Annotated in this window: 27 protein-coding genes; 20 read left to right on the top strand and 7 right to left on the bottom strand. The window is 41.5% G+C overall.

Features of this window, described 5'->3' with window-relative positions:
- Positions 1-36 precede the first annotated feature (36 nt).
- Complete coding sequence (metK, locus tag LG307_RS17645) at positions 37-1,236, top strand: methionine adenosyltransferase (protein ID WP_404444726.1); 1,200 nt, start codon at positions 37-39, stop codon at positions 1,234-1,236.
- Positions 1,237-1,307: 71 nt separating this feature from the next.
- Here metK and abc-f read toward each other — a convergent pair whose 3' ends face one another.
- Together abc-f and LG307_RS17635 are read right to left on the bottom strand one after the other, a co-directional pair.
- A complete protein-coding gene (gene abc-f / locus LG307_RS17640) occupies positions 1,308-3,194 on the bottom strand; it encodes a ribosomal protection-like ABC-F family protein (protein WP_404444723.1) in 1,887 nt (628 codons plus the stop codon).
- Positions 3,195-3,347: 153 nt separating this feature from the next.
- Entirely contained in the window at positions 3,348-3,479 is a 132-nt protein-coding gene (locus tag LG307_RS17635) for an RAxF-45 family protein (RefSeq protein WP_404444721.1), read from the bottom strand.
- Positions 3,480-3,682: 203 nt separating this feature from the next.
- Between LG307_RS17635 and asnB the strand changes: the two genes are divergently transcribed.
- Entirely contained in the window at positions 3,683-5,593 is a 1,911-nt protein-coding gene (asnB, locus tag LG307_RS17630; protein ID WP_404444719.1) for an asparagine synthase (glutamine-hydrolyzing), read from the top strand.
- A gap of 22 nt (positions 5,594-5,615) precedes the next feature.
- Here the strand turns inward: asnB and LG307_RS17625 are convergent, their stop codons facing one another.
- The 3 genes from LG307_RS17625 to LG307_RS17615 form a co-directional block, all read right to left on the bottom strand.
- Positions 5,616-6,758, bottom strand: a complete 1,143-nt coding sequence (locus LG307_RS17625; protein ID WP_404444716.1) for a glycosyltransferase family 4 protein — start codon at positions 6,756-6,758, stop codon at positions 5,616-5,618.
- 17 nt (positions 6,759-6,775) lie between these two features.
- Positions 6,776-7,315, bottom strand: a complete 540-nt coding sequence (locus tag LG307_RS17620) for a phosphatase PAP2 family protein (protein WP_404450495.1) — start codon at positions 7,313-7,315, stop codon at positions 6,776-6,778.
- Positions 7,316-7,560: 245 nt separating this feature from the next.
- The gene (locus LG307_RS17615; protein ID WP_404444713.1) at positions 7,561-8,079 is read right to left on the bottom strand and encodes a gamma carbonic anhydrase family protein; all 519 of its coding nucleotides are present in this window, start codon (positions 8,077-8,079) and stop codon (positions 7,561-7,563) included.
- An 82-nt stretch (positions 8,080-8,161) separates the two neighbouring features.
- On the opposite strand from LG307_RS17615, the gene LG307_RS17610 reads away from it, so the two are divergent.
- Together LG307_RS17610 and LG307_RS17605 are read left to right on the top strand one after the other, a co-directional pair.
- Positions 8,162-8,953, top strand: a complete 792-nt coding sequence (locus LG307_RS17610) for a lysophospholipase (RefSeq protein ID WP_404444710.1) — start codon at positions 8,162-8,164, stop codon at positions 8,951-8,953.
- Positions 8,954-8,955: 2 nt separating this feature from the next.
- Positions 8,956-10,026: a tetraprenyl-beta-curcumene synthase family protein gene (locus LG307_RS17605; protein WP_404450494.1), complete on the top strand. Its 1,071-nt coding sequence runs from the start codon at positions 8,956-8,958 to the stop codon at positions 10,024-10,026.
- A 99-nt stretch (positions 10,027-10,125) separates the two neighbouring features.
- On the opposite strand, the gene LG307_RS17600 is transcribed toward LG307_RS17605, so the two are convergent.
- Both LG307_RS17600 and LG307_RS17595 read right to left on the bottom strand, forming a co-directional pair.
- Positions 10,126-10,698, bottom strand: coding sequence for a class I SAM-dependent methyltransferase (locus LG307_RS17600; protein ID WP_404444707.1), 573 nt, complete (start codon positions 10,696-10,698; stop codon positions 10,126-10,128).
- Positions 10,695-11,654 (bottom strand): TIGR01212 family radical SAM protein, encoded by a 960-nt coding sequence (locus LG307_RS17595; protein WP_404450493.1) that lies wholly within the window; start codon positions 11,652-11,654, stop codon positions 10,695-10,697. The genes LG307_RS17600 and LG307_RS17595 overlap by 4 nt, the downstream gene beginning before the upstream one ends.
- Before the next feature lie 165 nt (positions 11,655-11,819).
- Here LG307_RS17595 and LG307_RS17590 point away from each other — a divergent pair, with 165 nt between their 5' ends.
- The 16 genes from LG307_RS17590 (at position 11,820) to gvpJ (LG307_RS17515) (ending at position 21,539) form a co-directional block, all read left to right on the top strand.
- Positions 11,820-12,083 (top strand): YtzC family protein, encoded by a 264-nt coding sequence (locus LG307_RS17590; protein ID WP_010195299.1) that lies wholly within the window; start codon positions 11,820-11,822, stop codon positions 12,081-12,083.
- 15 nt (positions 12,084-12,098) lie between these two features.
- Positions 12,099-12,263 carry a glycogen biosynthesis protein GlgD gene (locus LG307_RS17585; protein WP_404444705.1) on the top strand — a complete coding sequence of 55 codons (165 nt, stop codon included), beginning with the start codon at positions 12,099-12,101 and terminating at the stop codon, positions 12,261-12,263.
- A gap of 161 nt (positions 12,264-12,424) precedes the next feature.
- Positions 12,425-13,624 carry an MDR family MFS transporter gene (locus tag LG307_RS17580; protein WP_404450492.1) on the top strand — a complete coding sequence of 400 codons (1,200 nt, stop codon included), beginning with the start codon at positions 12,425-12,427 and terminating at the stop codon, positions 13,622-13,624.
- A gap of 163 nt (positions 13,625-13,787) precedes the next feature.
- A complete protein-coding gene (htpG, locus tag LG307_RS17575; RefSeq protein ID WP_404444703.1) occupies positions 13,788-15,668 on the top strand; it encodes a molecular chaperone HtpG in 1,881 nt (626 codons plus the stop codon).
- 329 nt (positions 15,669-15,997) lie between these two features.
- Entirely contained in the window at positions 15,998-16,252 is a 255-nt protein-coding gene (gene gvpA / locus LG307_RS17570; RefSeq protein ID WP_010195308.1) for a gas vesicle structural protein GvpA, read from the top strand.
- A gap of 40 nt (positions 16,253-16,292) precedes the next feature.
- Positions 16,293-16,727, top strand: coding sequence for a GvpT/GvpP family gas vesicle accessory protein (gene gvpT / locus LG307_RS17565; RefSeq protein ID WP_404444701.1), 435 nt, complete (start codon positions 16,293-16,295; stop codon positions 16,725-16,727).
- A gap of 37 nt (positions 16,728-16,764) precedes the next feature.
- Entirely contained in the window at positions 16,765-17,214 is a 450-nt protein-coding gene (gene gvpQ, locus LG307_RS17560) for a gas vesicle protein GvpQ (RefSeq protein ID WP_404444699.1), read from the top strand.
- A gap of 27 nt (positions 17,215-17,241) precedes the next feature.
- Positions 17,242-17,502 (top strand): gas vesicle protein GvpJ, encoded by a 261-nt coding sequence (gene gvpJ / locus LG307_RS17555; RefSeq protein WP_404444697.1) that lies wholly within the window; start codon positions 17,242-17,244, stop codon positions 17,500-17,502.
- Positions 17,503-17,569: 67 nt separating this feature from the next.
- Positions 17,570-17,836 (top strand): gas vesicle protein GvpO, encoded by a 267-nt coding sequence (gene gvpO / locus LG307_RS17550; protein ID WP_404444695.1) that lies wholly within the window; start codon positions 17,570-17,572, stop codon positions 17,834-17,836.
- A gap of 25 nt (positions 17,837-17,861) precedes the next feature.
- The gene (gvpN, locus tag LG307_RS17545) at positions 17,862-18,776 is read left to right on the top strand and encodes a gas vesicle protein GvpN (protein ID WP_404444692.1); all 915 of its coding nucleotides are present in this window, start codon (positions 17,862-17,864) and stop codon (positions 18,774-18,776) included.
- Positions 18,777-18,793: 17 nt separating this feature from the next.
- On the top strand, positions 18,794-19,561 hold the full coding sequence (locus LG307_RS17540) for a GvpL/GvpF family gas vesicle protein (protein ID WP_404450491.1): 768 nt from the start codon (positions 18,794-18,796) through the stop codon (positions 19,559-19,561).
- Positions 19,562-19,816 carry a gas vesicle protein GvpG gene (locus LG307_RS17535; RefSeq protein WP_404444690.1) on the top strand — a complete coding sequence of 85 codons (255 nt, stop codon included), beginning with the start codon at positions 19,562-19,564 and terminating at the stop codon, positions 19,814-19,816. It abuts the gene before it with no gap.
- 10 nt (positions 19,817-19,826) lie between these two features.
- On the top strand, positions 19,827-20,633 hold the full coding sequence (locus tag LG307_RS17530) for a GvpL/GvpF family gas vesicle protein (protein WP_404444688.1): 807 nt from the start codon (positions 19,827-19,829) through the stop codon (positions 20,631-20,633).
- Between the two features lie 16 nt (positions 20,634-20,649).
- Positions 20,650-20,925: a gas vesicle protein gene (locus LG307_RS17525; RefSeq protein ID WP_223490831.1), complete on the top strand. Its 276-nt coding sequence runs from the start codon at positions 20,650-20,652 to the stop codon at positions 20,923-20,925.
- Entirely contained in the window at positions 20,891-21,175 is a 285-nt protein-coding gene (locus LG307_RS17520) for a gas vesicle protein K (RefSeq protein ID WP_404444686.1), read from the top strand. The genes LG307_RS17525 and LG307_RS17520 overlap by 35 nt, the downstream gene beginning before the upstream one ends.
- Before the next feature lie 31 nt (positions 21,176-21,206).
- Entirely contained in the window at positions 21,207-21,539 is a 333-nt protein-coding gene (gene gvpJ / locus LG307_RS17515) for a gas vesicle protein (protein ID WP_223490830.1), read from the top strand.
- Positions 21,540-21,543 lie beyond the last annotated feature (4 nt).

Here is a 21,543-nt window from a genome sequence, read left to right as displayed (position 1 = left end):
ACGCTTTTCATAAACAAAAAGGAGGAACTTTTTTTAATGACTAAACAACGTCGTTTATTTACTTCTGAGTCCGTAACGGAGGGACACCCGGATAAGATTTGTGATCAAATTTCCGATTCTATCCTGGATGCAATCCTGACTAATGATCCAAACGCACGTGTAGCGTGTGAAACTTCCGTAACTACTGGATTGGTATTGGTTGCTGGTGAAATCACTACTTCCACGTATGTTGACATTCCAAAAATCGTTCGTGAAACTATCCAAGGCATCGGTTATACTCGTGCAAAATACGGCTTTGATGCGGAAACTTGCGCAGTACTTACTTCCATTGATGAGCAGTCTGCTGACATCGCAATGGGTGTTGACCAAGCTCTAGAAGCTCGTGAAGGTCAAATGTCAGATGCAGAAATCGAAGCAATCGGAGCTGGGGACCAAGGTCTAATGTTCGGATTTGCTTGTAATGAAACAAAAGAATTAATGCCATTACCGATCTCACTCGCGCATAAGCTCTCTCGCCGTTTAACAGAGGTAAGGAAAGACGAGGTTCTTCCTTACTTACGACCAGACGGTAAAACGCAAGTGACAGTGGAATATGATGAGAACGACAAACCTGTTCGTATTGATACAATCGTTATCTCTACTCAACATCACCCAGAGGTATCCTTGGATCGTATCCAACGTAACATCAAGGAATACGTAATCAAGCCGGTAGTTCCTGCTGAATTGATTGACGAGAATACAAAATACTTCATCAACCCTACTGGCCGTTTCGTAATTGGTGGACCACAAGGGGATGCAGGTCTTACAGGACGTAAGATCATCGTTGACACTTACGGTGGATACGCTCGCCACGGTGGTGGAGCATTCTCCGGTAAAGATGCAACGAAAGTAGACCGTTCTGGTGCATATGCTGCACGTTATGTGGCTAAAAACATCGTAGCAAGCGGCCTTGCTGACAAGTGTGAAGTTCAATTGGCTTACGCAATCGGTGTTGCACAACCAGTATCCATCGCAGTTGATACTTTCGGAACTGGTAAGGTTTCTGAAGAAAAATTAGTGGAATTGGTTCGCAACAACTTCGACCTTCGTCCAGCTGGAATCATCAAAATGCTAGACCTTCGTCGTCCTATTTACAAACAAACTGCTGCATACGGCCACTTCGGACGTAATGATCTGGATCTTCCTTGGGAGCAAACAGACAAAGCAGATACTTTGAAAGAGCAAGCGAACGCTTAATATATTTACTAAAAGAAAACCGCCCGAGAATGAGGCTCATTGAGAGCTTTATTCCAGGGCGGTTTTTATTTCTAAAGGATTTCTTCTAATTTTAAATATAAAGAATCTCTTTCCGTTTCTAATATGGTTAGTTCATCTTGCAGCCTTTGAAGAGTAAGCAAGTCCTCTTCATTGTTCATCAGAGTTTCCAACTTAACTATCTCTGTTTCCAAGACTTCTAATTGTTTTTCGAATTCTTCGTAGCCTCTAGTTTCGCTCTCTTCAGTCGCGGAGTGCTTTATTTTCTGCTCAATTTTCAAAGTTTTAGGAAGTTCCACAACCTTCTTCCTCTCCAATTCCTCCCGCTTCTCCCGCGCATACTGATAGTTCCCTTCATAGGTAACAAGTTTTCCGTCTTCTAGCCAGCATGTTTTCTCAAAGTATTTATTTAAGAAGTACCGATCATGAGAGACTGCGAGGATGGTACCCGCGAAGTCATCTAGTGCTTCTTCAAGCACCTCGCGTGAATCTATATCAAGATGGTTGGTCGGTTCGTCCAAGATGAGTAAGTTGATGTCTTGATGCATGAGTTGTGCCAATCGCAGGCGCATCTTTTCGCCGCCGCTTAAATTTTCGACTTTCTTGAATACAGATGGTCCATAAAACAAGAATTTGGCTAGCACGTGTCTTGCTTGTTCCAACGTGATGGAAATATCCTCACGGAACGCTTCAATTAATGTTTGGTTTGGATTACTGGCTTTGATGTGCTGGGAAAGATAACCGACTTTTGCATTGCTGCCAAGTTTCACTAAACCCCCATCCGCATCTACTTTTCCAAGTAATATCTTTAACAGCGTAGATTTACCCGTTCCATTTTGTCCAACAATGGCAGCCCGCTCTCTAAAATACACCGCAAGATCAACTTCTTTGAACAGATCTGCCTTCCCAAATGCTTTCCTTACTTTTTCCATTATAACGACATCTTTTCCACTGCGATCTGCAGCGTCAAATTGAAGACCCATTGCCTTCCTTTCAAGAATAGGGCGCTTTACTTTTTCCATTCTGTTTAAAGCTTTTTCCATGCTCTTCGCCCGGCGGTGCATGGCGGCATTGGGCGGATTACTCTGATTGGCCCATTCCTTAAGGCGTTTGATGGCTTCTCTCATTTTTTTGATTTTTTTCTGTTGTTCTTGATAGGCGGAGAACTCTAACAGTAGTCGTTCTTCTTTTTCCTTAAGGAACCCACTGTAGTTGGTGTGATAAGTGTGGATTTCTCCGTCTTCTAAATCTATAATTTTTGTTGCCACTTCATCTAGAAAATAGCGGTCATGGGAGATGGCGACAACTGTCCCATTATACTCTTTTAAATATTGCTCCAGCCACTCTACAGAAAATATATCAAGATGATTGGTCGGTTCATCAAGAAGAAGGAGGTCAGGATTTTGCAACAGGATAAACCCTAAACAAATCTTTGTTTGCTCTCCGCCACTTAAGCTAGAGAATGGCTGAGATAGTAAGGGGGTGATTTTTAATCCGTTTGCAATTCGCTGGATCGAGGCATCAATTTCGTAGCCTCCCATAAAACTGAACCGCTCTTGCAGAACGCCGTACTCTTGCATAATTTTATTTAATTTTCCTTCTTCAGCAACCACCGCCATTTGTTCTTCCAATGACCGAAGTTTATATTGCAGTTCCACTGTCTCTCGAAAAGCGGAACGTAATACATCTTCTCCCGTTGTCCCTTCAGGAAAGGAAGGGATCTGTGCTAGGTAGCCAATTTTGGCGCCTTTCTTAATATGAATAGCACCTTTATCAGGGGTTTCCGAACCACTGATAAGCTGAAAGAGTGTCGTCTTTCCACTCCCGTTCCTACCGACAAGACCAATGCGGTCATTTGCCTGAATCTCCATCGAAACATCTTCAAAAATCATCGTGCCGGCAAAGCTTTTACTTATATTATTTAACGTACAAATCATCATATTAATGTCATCTCCTTCAGAATGTTAAACGCACAAAAAAACCACGAGTAAGAAGAAGCCTTCTTTCCCATGGTTTTTATTTAGGCAATAGTGTACACGACTAAAAACGAGTACAGGCTACACCAGATGTGCTTTTGGGCAAAAGAACTCTTACTATCTGTCATTTCTATTCAGCTGTCTAAAAAAGGACATACGTGTCCCGTTGATAGCTGAATCATGAAAAATCGCACGACAAATATGCAGGTAAGCCATGTATGGTGTGCGAGCATTAACAGATAGTAACATCTTTTTCCCTCCTTCCGAACAAGCAAGATAGGATTATTATATAATATTCACTTTTAAAGTTGCAAATCTTTTCACAATTCTCTTTATTAAATGGCACTCAAGTATAAGATTCCCTTTCTTACGTCAAAACTAGTAGTATTTGTAACTCGGAAAAGCTATTCTCCGTCATAGTTGATGGAGGAATTTAGAAGTGGGGTGGTTGTGTGTGTGGTTTTGCCGGATTCATTAAGTACGGGGAGAAACTTCCGAAATGGCCTTTGTCGAATATGGTAAAAGAAATACAACACCGGGGACCTGATGGAACAGGGTACTACCAAGATGAATTTGTGCATCTTGGGTTTAAGCGTCTCAGCATCATTGACCTAGAAAAGGGACATCAACCATTACGCGATCAAAGTGGACGCTATCAGATCATTTTCAATGGAGAAATCTATAATTATCTGGAAATTAGAACGGAACTTATGAAAGAGGGGTACAGCTTCCAAACCGAGTCGGATACAGAAGTAATCCTATTTTTATATATGAAGGAGAGGGAACGTTGTGTCCAAAGGCTTAGGGGCATGTTCAGTTTTGTGATTTGGGACAGTGAAAACAAAGAATTGTTCGGATCGCGTGATCCTTTTGGCATCAAGCCTTTTTATTTTATGGAGAATCAGGAAGGTTTTGCTTTTGCCTCTGAATTGAAGTGCTTGCTCTACTGCCTTCCTGAGGAAGAAAAACATCATAGTATCGGCTTGCAACACTATCTTTCTTTTCAATACATTCCAGAACCTGATACCGCTTTTCCCTCCATAAAAAAAGTAAAACCAGGTGTTTATTTCATCAAGAGGCCTGGAGAGAAGATAATATGGAAAGATTATTGGCAACCTACTTTTCATCCCATTCAACAATCTGTAAGAGGGCTCTCAGGTGTCATTCAGGATGAGCTCCGAAAATCAGTGGAGGTGCATATGAGAAGCGATGTTCCTGTGGGGAGCTTTTTATCAGGAGGCATTGATTCATGTATTATTGCGACACTGGCAAAGGAGGTTACCCCTCGTTTAACTACTTTCTCGGTCGGCTTTGATGTGAAAGGGTACAGTGAGATGGATATTGCGGCACAAACTGCTGACGCTCTTGGCTTGGATCATGTTCCATATACCATCACTGCGGAAGAATTCAGGAGAGAGTTGCCTGAGATAATCTGGCATCTTGATGATATGGTGGCAGATCCTGCTGCCATTCCCTTATATTTTCTTGCTCGTGAAGCACGCAAGCATGTAAAGGTGGCACTGTCAGGGGAAGGGGCAGATGAGCTGTTTGGGGGATACAACATTTACAGGGAACCATCCTCATTGCGTGTATTTGATTATATACCGCCATTTTCAAAAAAACTCTTGCGCTCTTTTGCCAGTGAATTGCCGGAGGGGATGAGAGGAAGGAGTTTTATCTTAAGGGGCTGCTCGAAGTTATCAGACCGTTTCATTGGCAATGCCCAAATTTTTCATCAGGAAGAAAAGGCGTTTTTATGGAAAACTCATAGAATTGAGTATTCTAACATAGATATCACAGGAGATTTATATAAAGTAGCAGAAAATTATGATGATGTTGCAAAGATGCAATATATCGATATGATGACATGGCTAAGAGGTGATATCCTTGTAAAGGCGGACCGCATGTCAATGGCTCATTCCTTAGAGGTGAGGGTACCGTTTCTTGATAAGGAAATCTTTAAAATTGCTTCCTCCCTGACGGCTTCGCAAAAAATTAGTAATGGTACAACCAAACATTTGCTAAGGGAAGCGTTCAGGGGAATTGTGCCTTCGCATGTAATTGACCGGAAGAAACTTGGATTCCCTGTTCCGCTGAGGGTTTGGTTGAAGGGCGAACTGTATGAATGGGCGGTTTCTGTTTTAGAAAATAGTAAAGCGGCTGGTGAGTGGTTTCACCTTTCAAATGTTAAGTCATTGCTTGAAGAACATAGAGAGGGGAAGCGTGACAATAGCCGTAAGCTTTGGACTGTTTTAGTCTTTATCATATGGCATGATGTATATGAGGAAAAGAGGAAAAGTATATCCAGGAAAAAGCAGTTGCAGGATATACCTCTTCCAAACGAAACGGAAAAGGAGGCGTAACGGCCTCCTTTTTTCTTAAGTCTTATGCAAGTATCTGAAGCTTTTGTTGTGCTAATGCGTTTTGGTAATCATGGAGGAGCCTTTCAAAAATAGAGTCCCAAGACTGTTCTAAAGCATATTGTCTTCCTGCATAACCCATTTGCTCTCGTTTTTCTTCATCCGTCAAAAGGCTTGTGATGGCAGAAGCAAAAGAGAACGCATCATTTTGGCTGCACAGGTGGCCGGTCAGTCCTTGTTTAATAATTGTTTTGACACCGCCGGCATTAGCCCCCACAACAGGGGTTCCTGATGCCATAGATTCTAGCACAACATTTCCAAAGGTTTCCGTAGCAGAAGGAAAGACAAATAAATCAGATCCCGCATAGACTTCTGCAAGGTTTTGGCCAGATTGGTAGCCTGCAAAAGTCATATTATTTGGCGCTTTTTTGTGCAACTCCTGTTTTAATGGCCCGTCACCCACCATGAGCCAGTGTACATCATGACGAATGGATTCAGGCAGGGAAGAGTTAATCTCTGGAAGCAGGGTTACATCTTTTTCAGGCGCAAGCCTACCAACATAAGAAAGAATATATTTTTCTTTTATATTATATTTTTTTTTCAGTAGTTGAGAGGATGTTCTTGGGTGGAATAAGGAGCAGTCCACCCCTCTAGGCCAAATGGCAGTGTTGGTGAATCCGTGATTCTTGAGGTGATTCTGGGTGTCGCTGGAAGGAACGAATATCTTCCGTAATGGTCTGTGAAACCATCTCATATAGCTCCAAAGCACTTTTGTCAGAATTTGAAGGTCATAGTATTCGAGGTATTTGTCAAAGTCGGTGTGGTAAGACCCAACTAGTGGAATGTCTAGTTTTTTTGCATAATGAAGTCCGCAAAGGCCGATATTAAAGGGGGTCGCAACATGAATGAGGTCGGGCTTGAATGTTAGGAGCTCGGCCTTCACGGATAACATATTCGGCAAAGCGAGTCGGCACTCAGGATATAGAAAAAACGGCAGACTTGCAAAGCGATGGACATGGCTGGAAAAAAGATCTTTGTTTGTACTTTCTGGGGCAAATACCCGGTATTCCAACCCTTTGTTGTCCAAGTAATTGGTAAAACGCTTTAACGTTTTGGCGACACCATTCACATCTGGAGCAAAGGTGTCTGTGAAAATGGCAATTTTCATAGTTAGCCTCCTTCTTTTTATGAAAATAGGGGAACGACTAGCAGAAAGGACATTATTCCTGTGCTGCTACCGAGTACCATTCCAACTGCAACATCAGAGGGATAGTGAAGTCCAAGATAGATCCTTGATATACCTACGCAAAGCCCCAACGGAATCAATAAAAGGGCAAGCGGCGGCATAAATAGGATAAATGGAATGATACTTGAGAAAATGGCGGTAGTATGACCAGATGGAAATGAATGATCTTTGAGCGGATTGGTTGCCACTTTGATCTCTGCAAGCGCGAGATAGGGGCGGCGTCTAGGATAAAGTTTTTTGGCTATAGCCACAGGGATATGACTTAGCGCCAAGGAAAGTCCTGCAGCAATAGCGGTATGTTTAAGGGTATGATTGCTGAAGAATAGTAAAAGCAAGAGGGTACAAATGGTGAAAGTGGCCCCGCCGACATGGGTGATGTTGCGGAAAAAGAAATTCACATATTTTCTGTCAAAATGTCGATTAACACTGCGAAATAGATTGCACTCGAATTCGTAGAAATTATCTAGTAATTTGACCATCATCAGGACTCCTTTTTAGCTAGTTTTGATTCTTAATTTTATTGTAGGTGGAAATTATTTAGGAAGTTATAAGTCTATGTAAAGATAGCGTTAGAATTTGATGATGGAAAATTTACAGAAATTTTAGAATAAAATACACCACCCGGGATTTGGGTGGTGTGTGTGATAATGTTATTGCATGAACGGTTGATCTCCGTTCCAGGCGCTTCGATCAACTTGGTTATTGCTTCATCAAATTTTTAACTTCACGTCTGGACGGATTTGTAGTATTGGCCTTTTTCGACGTATTCTCTTCGGATGCGGGCCATGTCTAGTTTGTCTTCGTCTGTTAGTTCTCGGACGACTTTGGCGGGGCGGCCGAATGCCAGTGAGTTTGGAGGAATTCGTTTTCCCGGGGGAACAAGGCTGCCGGCACCGATGAAGGAGCCTTCTCCAATTTCAGCACCGTCTAAAATGATGGAGCCCATGCCAATTAAGGCATTTTTGCGAACAAAAGCACTATGTAGTGTACATTGATGCCCAACTGTGACATCATCTTCTATTATCAATGGTTTGTTGGGACTTTGATGAAGCAAGGATTGATCCTGGATGTTGACCCTCTCACCGATAATGGTTGGGGCAACGTCGCCGCGGATGACAGTGTGGAACCAAATGCTGCTTTCTTTTCCAATCGTTACATCACCGGTTACAACCGAAAAGTCTGCAAGATAGGCGGTTTCATCAATCTGTGGTTTTTTATCAAGATATGGGTATATTTTATACATGAGTTCCTCCAGCTTGTAAGAGTTGAGTGTTTTATTTTATTATATCAGAAAGAATTTCATTTTTTTGAGGGAGTGTTTTGAAATGTGGAAATGGGAGGCGGAAGAACCGAAAGGCACCATCGTAATCGTCCATGGCGCGCAGGAACATCACGGGAGGTACACGTGGTTGATGGACCAGTGGAAATCAAACGGATTCAATGTAATTATGGGGGATTTGCCTGGACAAGGACTTTCCACAAGAAGAAGGGGACATATCGATAATTTCGATGAATATATAGAAGAAGTGGAAAAATGGATAAAAGAAGCGTACCTGTTAAAGCCGCCTGTCTTTGTTATCGGGCATAGCATGGGAGGGCTTGCAGTCATCCGAACGCTTCAGGAAAAAAAACCACTGATGGTGGATGGCGTTATATTATCCTCGCCGTGTTTAAAGCTGTTGCATCATCCAGCAAAAGGGCTTGATGTCCTTTCCAAAGGCCTGAATCTTATTTTGCCAAAAACAAAATTCAAAACAGGATTGACGATAGATAAAGCTACAAGAAATGAAGAAATAAGAAGAACCGCTGCAGGAGATGAGTTATACATCACGAAAGTGTCTGTAAGATGGTATCGCGAACTTGTTCAATCAATGAATCAAGCTTTTACAGGAATTGAGAAGTTCCCGGATGTTCCTGTTTTGCTTTTGCAGGCGGGAGATGACTTAATTGTGGATCAATTCGCTTCAGAAACATGGTTCAATTCCCTTTCTGCTAAAGAAAAAACGTACAAGGAATGGGAAGGTCTATATCATGAAATTTTCAATGAACCTGAGCGTGCTCGTGTGTTCCGCTATGCGAAAGCTTTTGTGGACTTACAAATAGGAGGAAGTGATTGAGTTTGAAGGTACCCACCCATCCTTTTTCTTTAATGAAAAGAGTATATCGAGATGTGTTTCCTGTTGTTTATGAAGAGTTGGAGCATTGGAAAAAGAGAGCGTCTGGTATTCCTGATAAGGAGCTTAGGAAGCAGGCGTTGGCAAGTATTGAGACAAAAGCTTTCCATTGTGAAGGGGGAGGAATCTTGTCTTTGCTTGCTGGTTCAGATTTTCGGAGTGCGGTTAAATTTATTGTAGCTTATCAGACCATCAGTGATTATTTAGATAATCTTTGTGACAGGAGCACCTCTATGGACCCTGAAGACTTTGCTGCTCTGCATGAGTCCATGCCGGACGCGTTGACGGTCGGAACACCTTTGAAAAATTACTATCGATTTCGGGATGAACAGGATGATGGGGGGTATCTTTGGAGCTTGGTGACAACGTGCCAGGATGTGCTGGGCTCTCACAGGAATTATGAGATAATAGCTCCGCACCTTGTGAGGCTTGCAGGCTATTATTGCGATTTGCAAGTACATAAGCATGTGATAGAAAAAGAAAGGGTGCCGAGACTCGAGGAATGGTTCTCTCTTCATAAGGAGGGGCTTCCACCTATGGAATGGTATGAATTCTCTGCTTGTACAGGGTCCACTCTTGGGATATTCTGTTTGGTTTCACAGGCATACCGAGAATCCTTTACCTCCCAACATGCTGAGAAAATTGTTGGTGGGTATTTTCCCTATATTCAGGGACTGCATATCCTGTTGGATTATTTCATTGATCAAGAAGAGGACTTGGATGGCGGAGATCTTAATTTCTGTACGTATTATGAAAGTGAGGCTGTGTTCATGGACAGGCTTCGGCATTTCATGGAACAGGCGGATGCCTATACATCAGGCTTGCCGTTCGAAAAGTTTCACCGCCTCATCAATCGCGGATTGCTTGGGGTCTATCTCTCAGACCGCAAAGTCCATGATTGCAAAGATATCTCCTCCATGGCCAAGAGCATCATCAAAGCAAGCGGCGGCACAGCCTACTTCTTCTACATGAATGGACGGGCATACCGTAAATTCCAAAGCTGGCGAGGCGCATAGATAAAGCGGAGAGATTCGCTTTAGTGATATAAAGAACTGCAGAGGGGTCTGACCCTCTCTGCGTTAATGCAATAAAGGGACCGGCCACTGCCGGTCCTTTTATTTTTTTTCGATGGCTATGATGAATGGCGGGTTGTTGATTTGGTTCATGAAGCGATATTGGAGGACGTGGGCTTTTTTTTGGTCAAGCCTGGTAACATAGTCCAGGAGGGCATCACGTTCTACTTGGCCTTCTGGGTGTCCGTGGTAGACGACAAGGACGATAACGGCCTCTTTTTCCATTACAGATAATAGGTTGTCCACTGCTTCAATCGTACTTTCCGGCACTGTCACAATTTCCTTGTCCCCACCAGGAAGATAGCCAAGGTTAAATATGGCGCCTCTGATCTGACGATGTTTTTCTGAAGGGATGCGCTTCAAAACTTTGGCATGACTGTCTTCGAAAAGGGTGACTCGCGACTCCACACCATGTTCTGATAGCAATGTTTTCGTATTCTCCAAGGCTTCTTGTTGAATATCAAAGCCATATACATGTCCGCCCTCTCCAACAAGCTCTAAGAGGAAGAGGGTGTCATGACCGTTTCCGACTGTGCAATCGACAGCAATATCCCCTTCAGATAAGGCAAGCCTCAAGATTTTTTTACTATAAGGTAATACTCGCTCTAATTTCACTGATCATCCCCACTTAGATAAAATTTCCCTTGCCAGCTATCGCGCCTTTTTAACTCTGCATCAATGGCATTCAATACAGACCACTTGTCCACGCTCCACATTGGGCCAATCATAATATCAATGGGACCGTCTCCTGTAATGCGATGGACAATCATCTCCGGCGGTAGGATCTCAAGCTGGTCGCAAACAAGCTGGATGTAATCTTCAAAAGATAGGAATTCAAGCATTCCCTTTTCGTACTGCTTGACCATCGGAGTACCCTTCAAGAGATGCAACAAGTGGATCTTAATCCCCTGCACGTCTAACTTCGCAACAGCCTCTGCAGTTTCCATCATCATCTTATTATCTTCAAGCGGGAGGCCGTCAATAATATGGGAACAGACACGAATTCCGTGCTTGCGCAGCTTGTTTACTCCTTCCACATAACTCTCAAAATCATGGGCGCGGTTGATTAAAAGTGCGGTCCGTTCATGAACAGTCTGCAGACCAAGCTCCACCCATAAGTAGGTGCGCTCATTCAACTCTGCCAAGTATTCGACCACATCATCAGGCAGACAGTCCGGACGGGTTCCAATCGAGAGGCCGACTACACCGTCTTGCTTTAGCACCGTTTCATATTTTTCTCTTAGAACTTCAACTGGCGCATGGGTATTGGTAAAGGCTTGAAAATAGGCCATGTATTTGCCGTCTTTCCATTTATGATGCATTTTATTTTTAATTTCATTAAACTGTGTAATCAAATCATCCGCTCGATTTCCGGCAAAGTCACCAGAACCAGCAGCACTGCAAAAAGTACAGCCACCATGTGCCACTGTACCGTCACGGTTCGGACAATCAAAGCCGCCGTCTAATGCGACCTTAAATACCTTATGTCCAAAATGATTGCGTAAATGATAATTCCAAGTATGATATCTTTTATCTTCAACGGAATATGGAAACGGATTTTGCCTAGTTATATTGTTCATCCGTACTCCTCCTCTTTTTTATCCATTAATGCTAACAAACCATTTTAGCATGTATATTGCCTCTGCTTCAATGCTGTTCATTTTTTTAGCATGGACTTAAGAAAAATGAGCAAAATAAAGCAGAGTAAACAGAAAATATGTGGGGTGAATGGAAACATGGCAACAAGAGAATCGGTTGAACAGTTTATACAACAATGTGAAGATGCATTGCGCAATGCACATGCACAATACACAGAGGCAAAGCAATTGGAACATTACAATGATACAGAGTTCACGAGTGCTCAAGAGCAGATCGAAGCAACTTATAATGATTTGATGCACCTTTCCCAGAGCTGTAACGCACAGCAACGTGAACAGTTGAACCGCATGCGTCTGCAATTGCAAAACCTGCAAAATGAAATGACGTTACTAAGACATTAAGGGGGGCTACCGTCGATGAAAAAACGATCTAAGCAAAATAACCCAGAACAAAAAACGAGAAACGCCGAAAACACGGCCGTTGAAATGGGTGCAGAATATAATCCGGTAAAAGAAGTAAAACAGAAAAATTTGAAAAAAGCCCAACCAGTCCGATCCAAAAATCATAGCGAGAACGAGTAAAAGAGCAGCCTAAGTGCTGCTTTTTTTGATGTCCCAAATGTCAGAATAAATACATTTTCTCCTTTCAATCTTTTTATATTGAAACTACCTTCAAAACGGATTACAATTATTTTGGATTTCGAAATAATTTGGTTGAAGGAGGGCACCTCAAAATGCGGAAAATGCCCAAAGCCCTTTGGTTATTAGTTATTGGAATGGCAATAAACGTAACAGGGGCTTCTTTTTTATGGCCGTTAAATACAATATACATTCATGACATACTCGGAAAATCCCTATCTGTAGCAGGTCTTGTCCTGATGGTCAATGCTTTCGCCAGTGTCATTGGAAACCTGATCGGTGGGATACTTTTTGATAAAATTGGTGGTTATCGTTCCATATTGTTGGGGATTTCCATCACTATTACAGCACTGATTGGAATGACCATCAATCACACCTGGAATTTCTATGTGGTGTACTTAACCATTATTGGATTTGGATCAGGCATTGTGTTTCCTTCCATGTATGCCATGGCAGGTTCTGTCTGGAAAGACGGGGGACGCAAAGCATTCAATGCGATGTATGTTTCGCAAAACCTCGGAGTGGCAATAGGGGCGGCATTAGGTGGACTTGTAGCAGATATCCGCTTTGACTACATATTCCTTGCGAATACGGTCACATATGCGGTCTTTTTTACAATAGCTCTATTTGGTTATCGTAAAATACAGGCAAACCCGACAAGCCAGACTTCCATCCTTGATCAAAAGAAGAGGATAAAAGACCACACCAAACTTTATGCGCTGTTAACGGTATGTATCGGTTATCTGCTCTGCTGGATGGGCTATGTCCAATGGCAAACGACCATTGCTGCACATACGCAATCGTTAGGCATTTCGCTTAAACAGTACAGTATTTTATGGACAATTAACGGGGCGATGATTGTACTGGCGCAACCCATCATATCTTGGATAGTTAAGAAATACACCAAAACATTGAAAACACAAATCATCGTCGGCCTGGTGATATTCATTATCTCCTTTGCTGTCGTGGGAGTGGCAGAACAGTACATGGCTTTCGTTGTCGCAATGATTATCATTACAATAGGGGAGATGTTCGTCTGGCCAGCCGTGCCGACTGTCGCAAACCAGCTTGCGCCAAAAGGACGTGAAGGGTTCTATCAAGGAATCGTCAATTCGACAGCAACCGGAGGACGCATGCTTGGACCATTTATGGGTGGAGTGCTGGTGGACCTTTCCGGTATGGGGATGTTGTTTGGAGTACTGATGGGCTTCATGTTGGTGGCTATTTTTACTACGTCTATATATGATAGGAAATTGAAAGTATCTACACCTAATGTTTCTGAGCTTTCTAAAAGTGCATCCTAGTATAAAAACAGTGGAATCCTTTTTTGGATTGCACTGTTTTTTTTCTTTTCAAACCTATTGACATAAAATATCCAACTATGATAATTATTTTATAGAGCGTTAGCACTCTTCTTTTGAGAGTGCTAAAATATAATCATACATATTTGGAAGGAGAAATCAGAACATGACAAAGAAAGAATTCCAAGCTGAATCAAAAAGACTTTTAGAAATGATGATCAACTCCATCTACTCCCAGCGTGAAGTATTTTTGCGAGAGCTTATCTCCAATGCAAGTGATGCAATGGATAAAATATATTACCGCGCTTTAACGGACGAATCTCTTACATTTGATAAGGACAACTATTTTGTAAAAGTTATTCCTAATAAAAAGGAAAGAACATTAACTCTTATCGATACAGGTATCGGGATGACCAAAGAAGAATTGGAAGCAAACCTTGGTGTGATTGCGAAAAGTGGCTCTTTGGCATTTAAAAAGGAAAATGAAATCAAGGACGGGCATGACATCATCGGTCAGTTTGGTGTCGGGTTCTATGCGGCATTTATGGTTGCGGATGTAGTGACCGTGACAAGTAGGGCCCTTGGCAGCGATGAAGCGTACAGATGGGAATCTGAAGGTGCAGATGGATACACAATCGAACCGGCTGAGAAAGATTCTGTAGGGACGGAAATCGTTCTGAAAATAAAAGAAAATACAGAAGACGAAAGCTATGATGAGTACTTAGATGAGTACAGATTAAAGTCCATCATCAAAAAATATTCCGATTTCATTCGCTACCCAATTAAGATGGATGTTACCACTTCCAAACCAAAAGCGGACAATGAAGAAGAACTGGAAGAAGTGACAGAAGAGCAAACCATTAACAGCATGGTGCCAATCTGGCGTAAAAATAAAACAGAACTAACTGATGAAGATTATGAGAAGTTTTACAATGAAAAACATTATGGTTTTGACAAACCCTTAAAGCATCTTCATATTAGCGTAGACGGTACAATCCGCTACAACTCAATCCTTTATATTCCAGAGAGTATCCCATTCGATTACTATTCCAAGGAATTTGAAAAAGGATTAGAGCTATATTCTAGCGGCGTATTGATTATGAACAAATGTGCGGACTTGCTGCCTGACCACTTTAGTTTTGTTAAAGGATTGGTAGATTCCGAGGACCTGTCCCTCAACATCTCCCGTGAAATGCTGCAACAAGACCGTCAGCTGAAATTCATCTCGAAGAACCTGGCGAAGAAAATCAAGAGTGCTTTGCTTGGCATGCTAAAGGACGAACGTGAGAAGTATGTGAAGTTCTTTGAGGCATTCGGCCGTCAATTAAAGTATGGTGTTTATGCTGAATACGGCGCAAACAAAGAGCAGTTGCAAGACTTGCTGATGTTCTATTCTTCCACAGAGAAGGAGCTTGTGACGTTGGATGAGTATATCTCCCGCATGAAAGATGATCAGAAGTATATCTATTATGCAACTGGGGAGTCCAAAGAAAGAATCGAAAAACTGCCGCAAACAGAACTAGTATCTGACAAAGGATACGAAATCCTTTACTTCACAGAGGACATTGATGAGTTCGCTATCAAGATGTTGATGAATTACAAAGAGAAAGAGTTCAAAAACGTATCAAGCGGAGATCTTGGCATTGATTCTGAAGAAGATGACAAGCAAACAGAATCCGAACAGGAAGCAAACAAGGAATTGTTTGAAGCGATGAAAGAAATCCTTGCTGATAAAGTTTCAGCGGTGAAGGTATCCAAACGCTTAAAAACACATCCAGTTTGTCTATCTACAGAAGGAGAAGTAACCATCGAAATGGAGAAAATCCTAAGCGCGATGCCGGATAATCAAAATATCAAGGCTAACAAGGTTTTGGAGATCAATACAAATCATGATGTGTTTACGTCATTGAGGAGTGCACATGAAGGTGACCGTGAAAAGCTCGCGTTGTACACGAACTTACTTTACAGCCAAGCGCTGTTAATTGAAGGATTACCGTTAGAGGATCCTGTTGAGTTTACGAATGATGTATGTAAAGTGATGGTATAAGTAATAGATAAAGGAAAAGGCCAATCCGGCTCGTTAACGAGCCGGATTGGCCTTTTTTATTTTCTAAAAACGCTTCTTAATAAAATGTATTGTTATTGTAATATAACTTCAAACTTTTTCCTTTTATTTCAAGAATAATGGATACCTGCCCCTTTCCTCCTATTTTGTAAAAGCTGAATTCGGACATAAACAATGAATATCTTGGAATTTTTAGAGACATTGCTTCTAAAGCCCCGTTTTAGACAGGGGTTATTAGGATATATACCTACTAAGTCAAACGAATAATAATTTTTTCATTAAAATTTGAAAGCGGAAAGGAGTAATTATAAATGAGTGTTCAAAAAAGCACGGACAGTTCCAGTCTTGCAGAAGTAATTGATCGGATTCTTGACAAAGGTATCGTTATTGACGCATTTGTAAGGGTCTCATTGGTAGGGATTGAAATCCTGACAGTGGAGGCGCGAGTAGTCATTGCAAGTGTGGATACATGGTTAAGATATGCGGAAGCAGTCGGGCTTTTACGAGATGAGGTCCAGGAGGAAGGGCTTGCAAATAGGAATCAAGAAGGACAATTCAGTTTTTAATTTATAAAGTATACACACAGAAGGGATGAGGTTGATCTACATGGCTGTAAAAGAGAAGAAAGAACAACAAGAAGAAAAAAACGATATTAGCAATTACTCTATCAATTTAGCAATTGTTGGAGGTGTGGTAGGTGCTGGCATCGGTTTACTTTCTAGCCCCGGTACAAGTAAAAAGCTTTTCAAAAATATAAGCCAATCGGAAATTGTGAAGGTAGCTGGTAACCAATTAAGAAGATCAGCCCAAGAAATGCTGGCTGCACAGGCGCAAAGCGGAATCAAACAATTGGCTTCAGGATATATGGGCAAAAATGTGGTAAGCCTTTTGAGTCCATTAAAAAGTGACCAGAAAAAGAAATCCAAATCCGAAGGCAATTCTTCTGATTTGGACGAAATCAAGGAAGAAAACAAAAGCATTAATAAACGACTGGATAAAATCGAAAACATGCTGGGTGAATTAGTAGATTCAAAGAAATAATCAGTCCTCTTTCGATGAACCCAAAGGTGGTAATTGGATGGGCAATGAAATAAAGAAGACCTTAGGCAAAGCGGCAAAGAAACTATTTGAACACACCCCTGAGCCGATAAAAGAGGAAATCAAAGATAAAGTGAAAGAAAAAGCGAAAGAAAAATTCGTCGATACTATTCAGGATAAGGCGGAGGATGCTACAGAAAACCTTCAAGAAGCGACGGAAGAAAAAGCGGAACAGTTTGAAGATAAAGCAGAAGAAGGTAAAGAAAAAGCACAAGATGCACTATTATCTGTCCGCGACAAAATAGGTAAAGTTGTCGAAGCGGGAGAGGACTTTCAAGAAAAGATATCCTCGACAAAAGACGATGATGATGACCGCAAAGTCAAGGGTGTAAATAGCATCAAGAGCTATACAGATATGAAGGGTGCAAGCAAGATCAAAAGCTCTAAAAATATCAAATCCTCAAATGACATTAAGACAATGGGTTCTTGATGGACAGGATGAAAGGAGACATGAAGTATGTCCGTTCAAAAAAGTACAGACAGTTCAAGTTTAGCAGAGGTTATTGACCGCATACTGGATAAAGGGATCGTCATTGATGCCTTCGTAAGGGTTTCGGTGGTTGGTATTGAAATCCTGACGGTCGAGGCAAGAGTGGTAATTGCCAGCGTAGATACATGGTTACGATACGCAGAAGCGGTTGGATTACTTCGTGACGAAGTGCAAGAAAACGGGCTCCCTGAACAGCAAAATGAACGAAGCCCGCGCTTTAGTATTTAGATACTAGAATGGGAAAAGCCAGGCGATACTTCCTAGGCTTTCCCTTCTATTTATGCAGGAGGTCCATATGGAAATTAAAAGAATCATGGGGAATGTCGCTGATTTTTTCAACGAATTCGTAGCCCCCCTTCATAAAATCACCTCCGTTGAACAAAGTGACAACGAAGGCTGGAAGCTTACAGTGGAAGTGATTGAAGAAAAGGAATATATGAAAAAGTACGCAAAAGATGAAATGCTTGGTATATATGACGTCCACTTAAATAAAGACAAAGAGGTCGTTTCATATAAAAGGCGTGATATCAGGTATAGAAGTTCCATTAAACACGAGGGATAGCACGCGGTGAGTAGGAGGGAATGGAGTGACGGTTTTAAAAGAAAAAATCAAGAAAGATCCACGGGCACTAATTCAAGACTCGGAAACGAAGGATTTGCTTTCTCGCTCACTGCATTATCTTAAGGCCGGATATCCTATTCATTTTACAGGCCCTTCTGGTGCAGGTAAAACTTCCATGGCACTTGCGCTTGCAAAGAAGAGGAAAAAGCCTGTCATGCTCATCCACGGAAACCATGAGTTGAACAATAAGGACCTGATTGGTGATTTTACAGGATATACAACGAAAAAGGTTGTAGATAACTATATCCGTTCTGTCTATAAGAAAGAGGAAAATGTGACAGAAACGTGGAGGGACGGACGTTTGTTGGAGGCTGTGAAGAACGGATACACGCTTGTGTATGATGAATTTACCAGGTCTCAACCAACGACAAATAACATCTTTCTATCCATTTTGGAGGAAGGTATCCTTCCATTGTATGGGTCGAAGCTGACGGAACCTTTTGTGCCTGTTCATCCTGATTTTGCAGTGATTTTCACAAGCAATCCAGATGAATATGCAGGCGTTTTTCATACACAGGACGCTTTACTGGACAGGTTGATTACTATCCATGTTGATTATAAAGAGGTGGATAGGGAGGCAAAGATTGTTTCGCAGAAAGTAGATATGAGAGAAGAAGAAGCAAAAGCCATTACTTCTCTTGTAGCAGAACTTCGTAAATCATGCAAAAAGAACGGTCCCAGCTTAAGGGCTTCCTTGATGATTGCAAAGTTGGCATCTGAGGGAGATATTCCAGTTAACGGGAAAAATGAAGATTTCAAGCTGCTCTGTAAGGATATACTCGGACATCCATTAAGTCGTTGTCTGGATGGCGAACAGCCGCTGAAAGAAGCAGAAGAAATGATCTTGACGGCCTGTGAAAATATGAAGGTCACTGAGTAATAAAGGAGAGTCTTATGATGAGCCAAGAAGAAAAAATGGGTATTTATATCATTTGTGGAATTCAAACTGAAACGGAAGAGGAATTTGGTCATATTGAATTGGAAGGGGAGAAAAGAGAACTCTTTACCATTTCATATAAAGACTCTGCCATGGTAGCTGCAGAAGTGCCGATGAAAATCTACCATCCAAATAAAGAAAACCTGATGATGCATCAGCAAGCGATTTCCCTTGTAATGAAACAAAATGATACCGTCATTCCTGTAAGCTTCGGTAATGTTTTTCATTCCAGAGAAGATGTAGCCGTCCTGCTTGAAAACTTATATCCTCAATTCGAAAAACTTTTCCCAGCTATCAAAGGAAAAATCGAATTAGGCTTAAAAGTAATTGGCAAAAAAGAATGGCTGGAAGAACTGGCTGGTGGTAATGAAAAAATGGGGAAAATGGCAGAGAAGGTCCGAGGGAAATCGGAAGCAGCAAGCTACTATGAGCGAATCCAATTAGGTGAGGCTGCTCAAAAACTATTCATCTCCCTCCAAGAAGAGATGCAGGCTGAAATCTTCCAACCATTGAAGGATACAGCAGAAGCATCTAAAGTGAATGACCCTATTGGGGAGAAGATGCTGTTAAACGCCTCTTTTCTTATTGATAGGGATAAAGAAGAAGAGTTTGATCAGAAAGTGAATGAAGCACATGATAAATGGAAGGATAAGGTTGATTTTAATTACAGTGGTCCATGGCCGGCCTACAACTTTGTCAATATCAGATTAACAGTTGAGGATGCTTAAATGCTCCATAAAATTGTAGCTGCACCTATCAATCTTGTCATTAAAATCGGCGAGAAAGTGAAAGAGGAAGCGGACAAAGAACTGTATGACCTTCCAACCATTCAAAAAAAGCTCATTCAATTGCAGATGATGTATGAACTTGGTGAAATACCGGATGATGCATACAAAGAGAAGGAAGCCGAACTGTTGCACCGTTACGAAGTAGCCAAGAATTTGGAAATGGAACAATGGGAGCATTTGACCAAAAAGAAGTGAGGGTTAGAGTATGGGGGAATTAATTTATCTATATGGGCTAATCCCATCTAATGAATCAGTAAGCCAGCCAGTTCCATCCATAAAAGGTTTTGATGGAATAGGTGATATTTACACCATATCAATAGGGGAAATAACCGCTATTGTATGTTCACTGGATGCAAATGAGTATTCAGAGGAAATCATCAAAGAGAAAATCAATAGTGATATGGAATGGCTGCAAGAAAAAGCATTTCATCATCATGAGACAGTAATGGGATTATCGAAATTATATACTGTGATACCTTTAAAGTTTTGTACGTTATATAAAAACGAAACTAGTCTAATAGATATTGTGCAGCAAAACCATTCCAAGATGACAGACACCTTTGCGCTTCTAGAAGGCAATGAAGAATGGAATCTTAAAATATATTGCAACGATGAATTGTTAAAAAAGCAAGTAAGCCAGAGCAATCCCGCAATAGAACAGCGTAGAGAAGAAATCAGTCAATTATCTAAAGGGAAACAATTTTTTGAAAAGAAAAAACTTGATAAATTGATTGATGATGAAGTCGAGAACGAAAAGGATCGTGTGAGTGAAAGGATTCATACACATCTTAAGGATTTTGTTCTGCAAGGGAATGTAAAGAGGAATTGGAGCAAAGATGTGACAGGCAGAAAAGAAAACATGACCTGGAATAGCGTCTATCTTATTTCTTCTTCAAAAGTGGATCAGTTTTTGGAAGAAATCCAGCAATTTGAAAAGAAAATGGGGGATATGGGCTGGCAGTTTGAACCGACCGGACCATGGCCTGCTTATCACTTTTCAAGCTTTTCATAAGTGAGGATGACTAATTATGTCCCATAGAGATTCGATAGAAAACAAGGATATAGCTTTAATAGATATTCTAGACGTCATACTTGATAAAGGTGTGGCAATAAAAGCGGATTTGGTCATTTCCATAGCGGGCGTCGATCTTGTTTACTTGGATCTTCGTGTCTTGATTGCATCTGTAGAATCCCTGGTTCAGGCACAGCAGGGAAATGGCAAGACGGTATCTTCCGTAGAATTTGATCATCAAAGGGAGGGATTAATACATGCAACAGGCCAACCCGACAAGTGGAAGAATTAATTTAGATCCTGATAAAGCGGAACATGGATTAGCTCAACTTGTCTTGACTGTGGTGGAGCTGCTGAGGCAAATCGTGGAACGCCATGCCATGCGACGTGTGGAAGGCGGAACCTTGACCGATGAGCAGATTGAAGACTTAGGTGAAGCTTTGATGAATCTGGAGGAAAAGATGGAAGAACTAAAAGAAATCTTCGGCCTTGATGCAGACGACTTGAATCTGGACCTTGGACCTCTAGGAAGCTTGCTATAAAAACATCGTTACCCTAAGGAGGGTTCATATAATGGCAGTTCAAACGACTGGACAATCAAGTACGATAGTGGATGTGCTTGAGAAAATTTTAGACAAAGGTGTCGTGATCGCCGGTGACATAACGGTGGGTATTGCAGATGTAGAACTATTGACCATCAAGATACGACTTATTGTCGCCAGCGTTGATAAAGCAAAAGAGATTGGCATGGATTGGTGGGAAACGGATCCTTATCTAAGCTCTAAAGCGGTGGATAACAACACCAAGGCATTGGAAGAGGAAAATAAAATGTTATTGGAGAGACTTGAATCTCTCGAAAAAAAGTTAAGTCCCAACCGAATTAATTCTACTGAATTCAACTACTAAAACA

Source organism: Sutcliffiella horikoshii (assembly GCF_044809035.1).
GTDB classification, from domain to species: Bacteria; Bacillota; Bacilli; order Bacillales; family Bacillaceae_I; genus Sutcliffiella_A; species Sutcliffiella_A horikoshii_G.
This window is presented reverse-complemented; position numbering and strand designations above follow the sequence as displayed.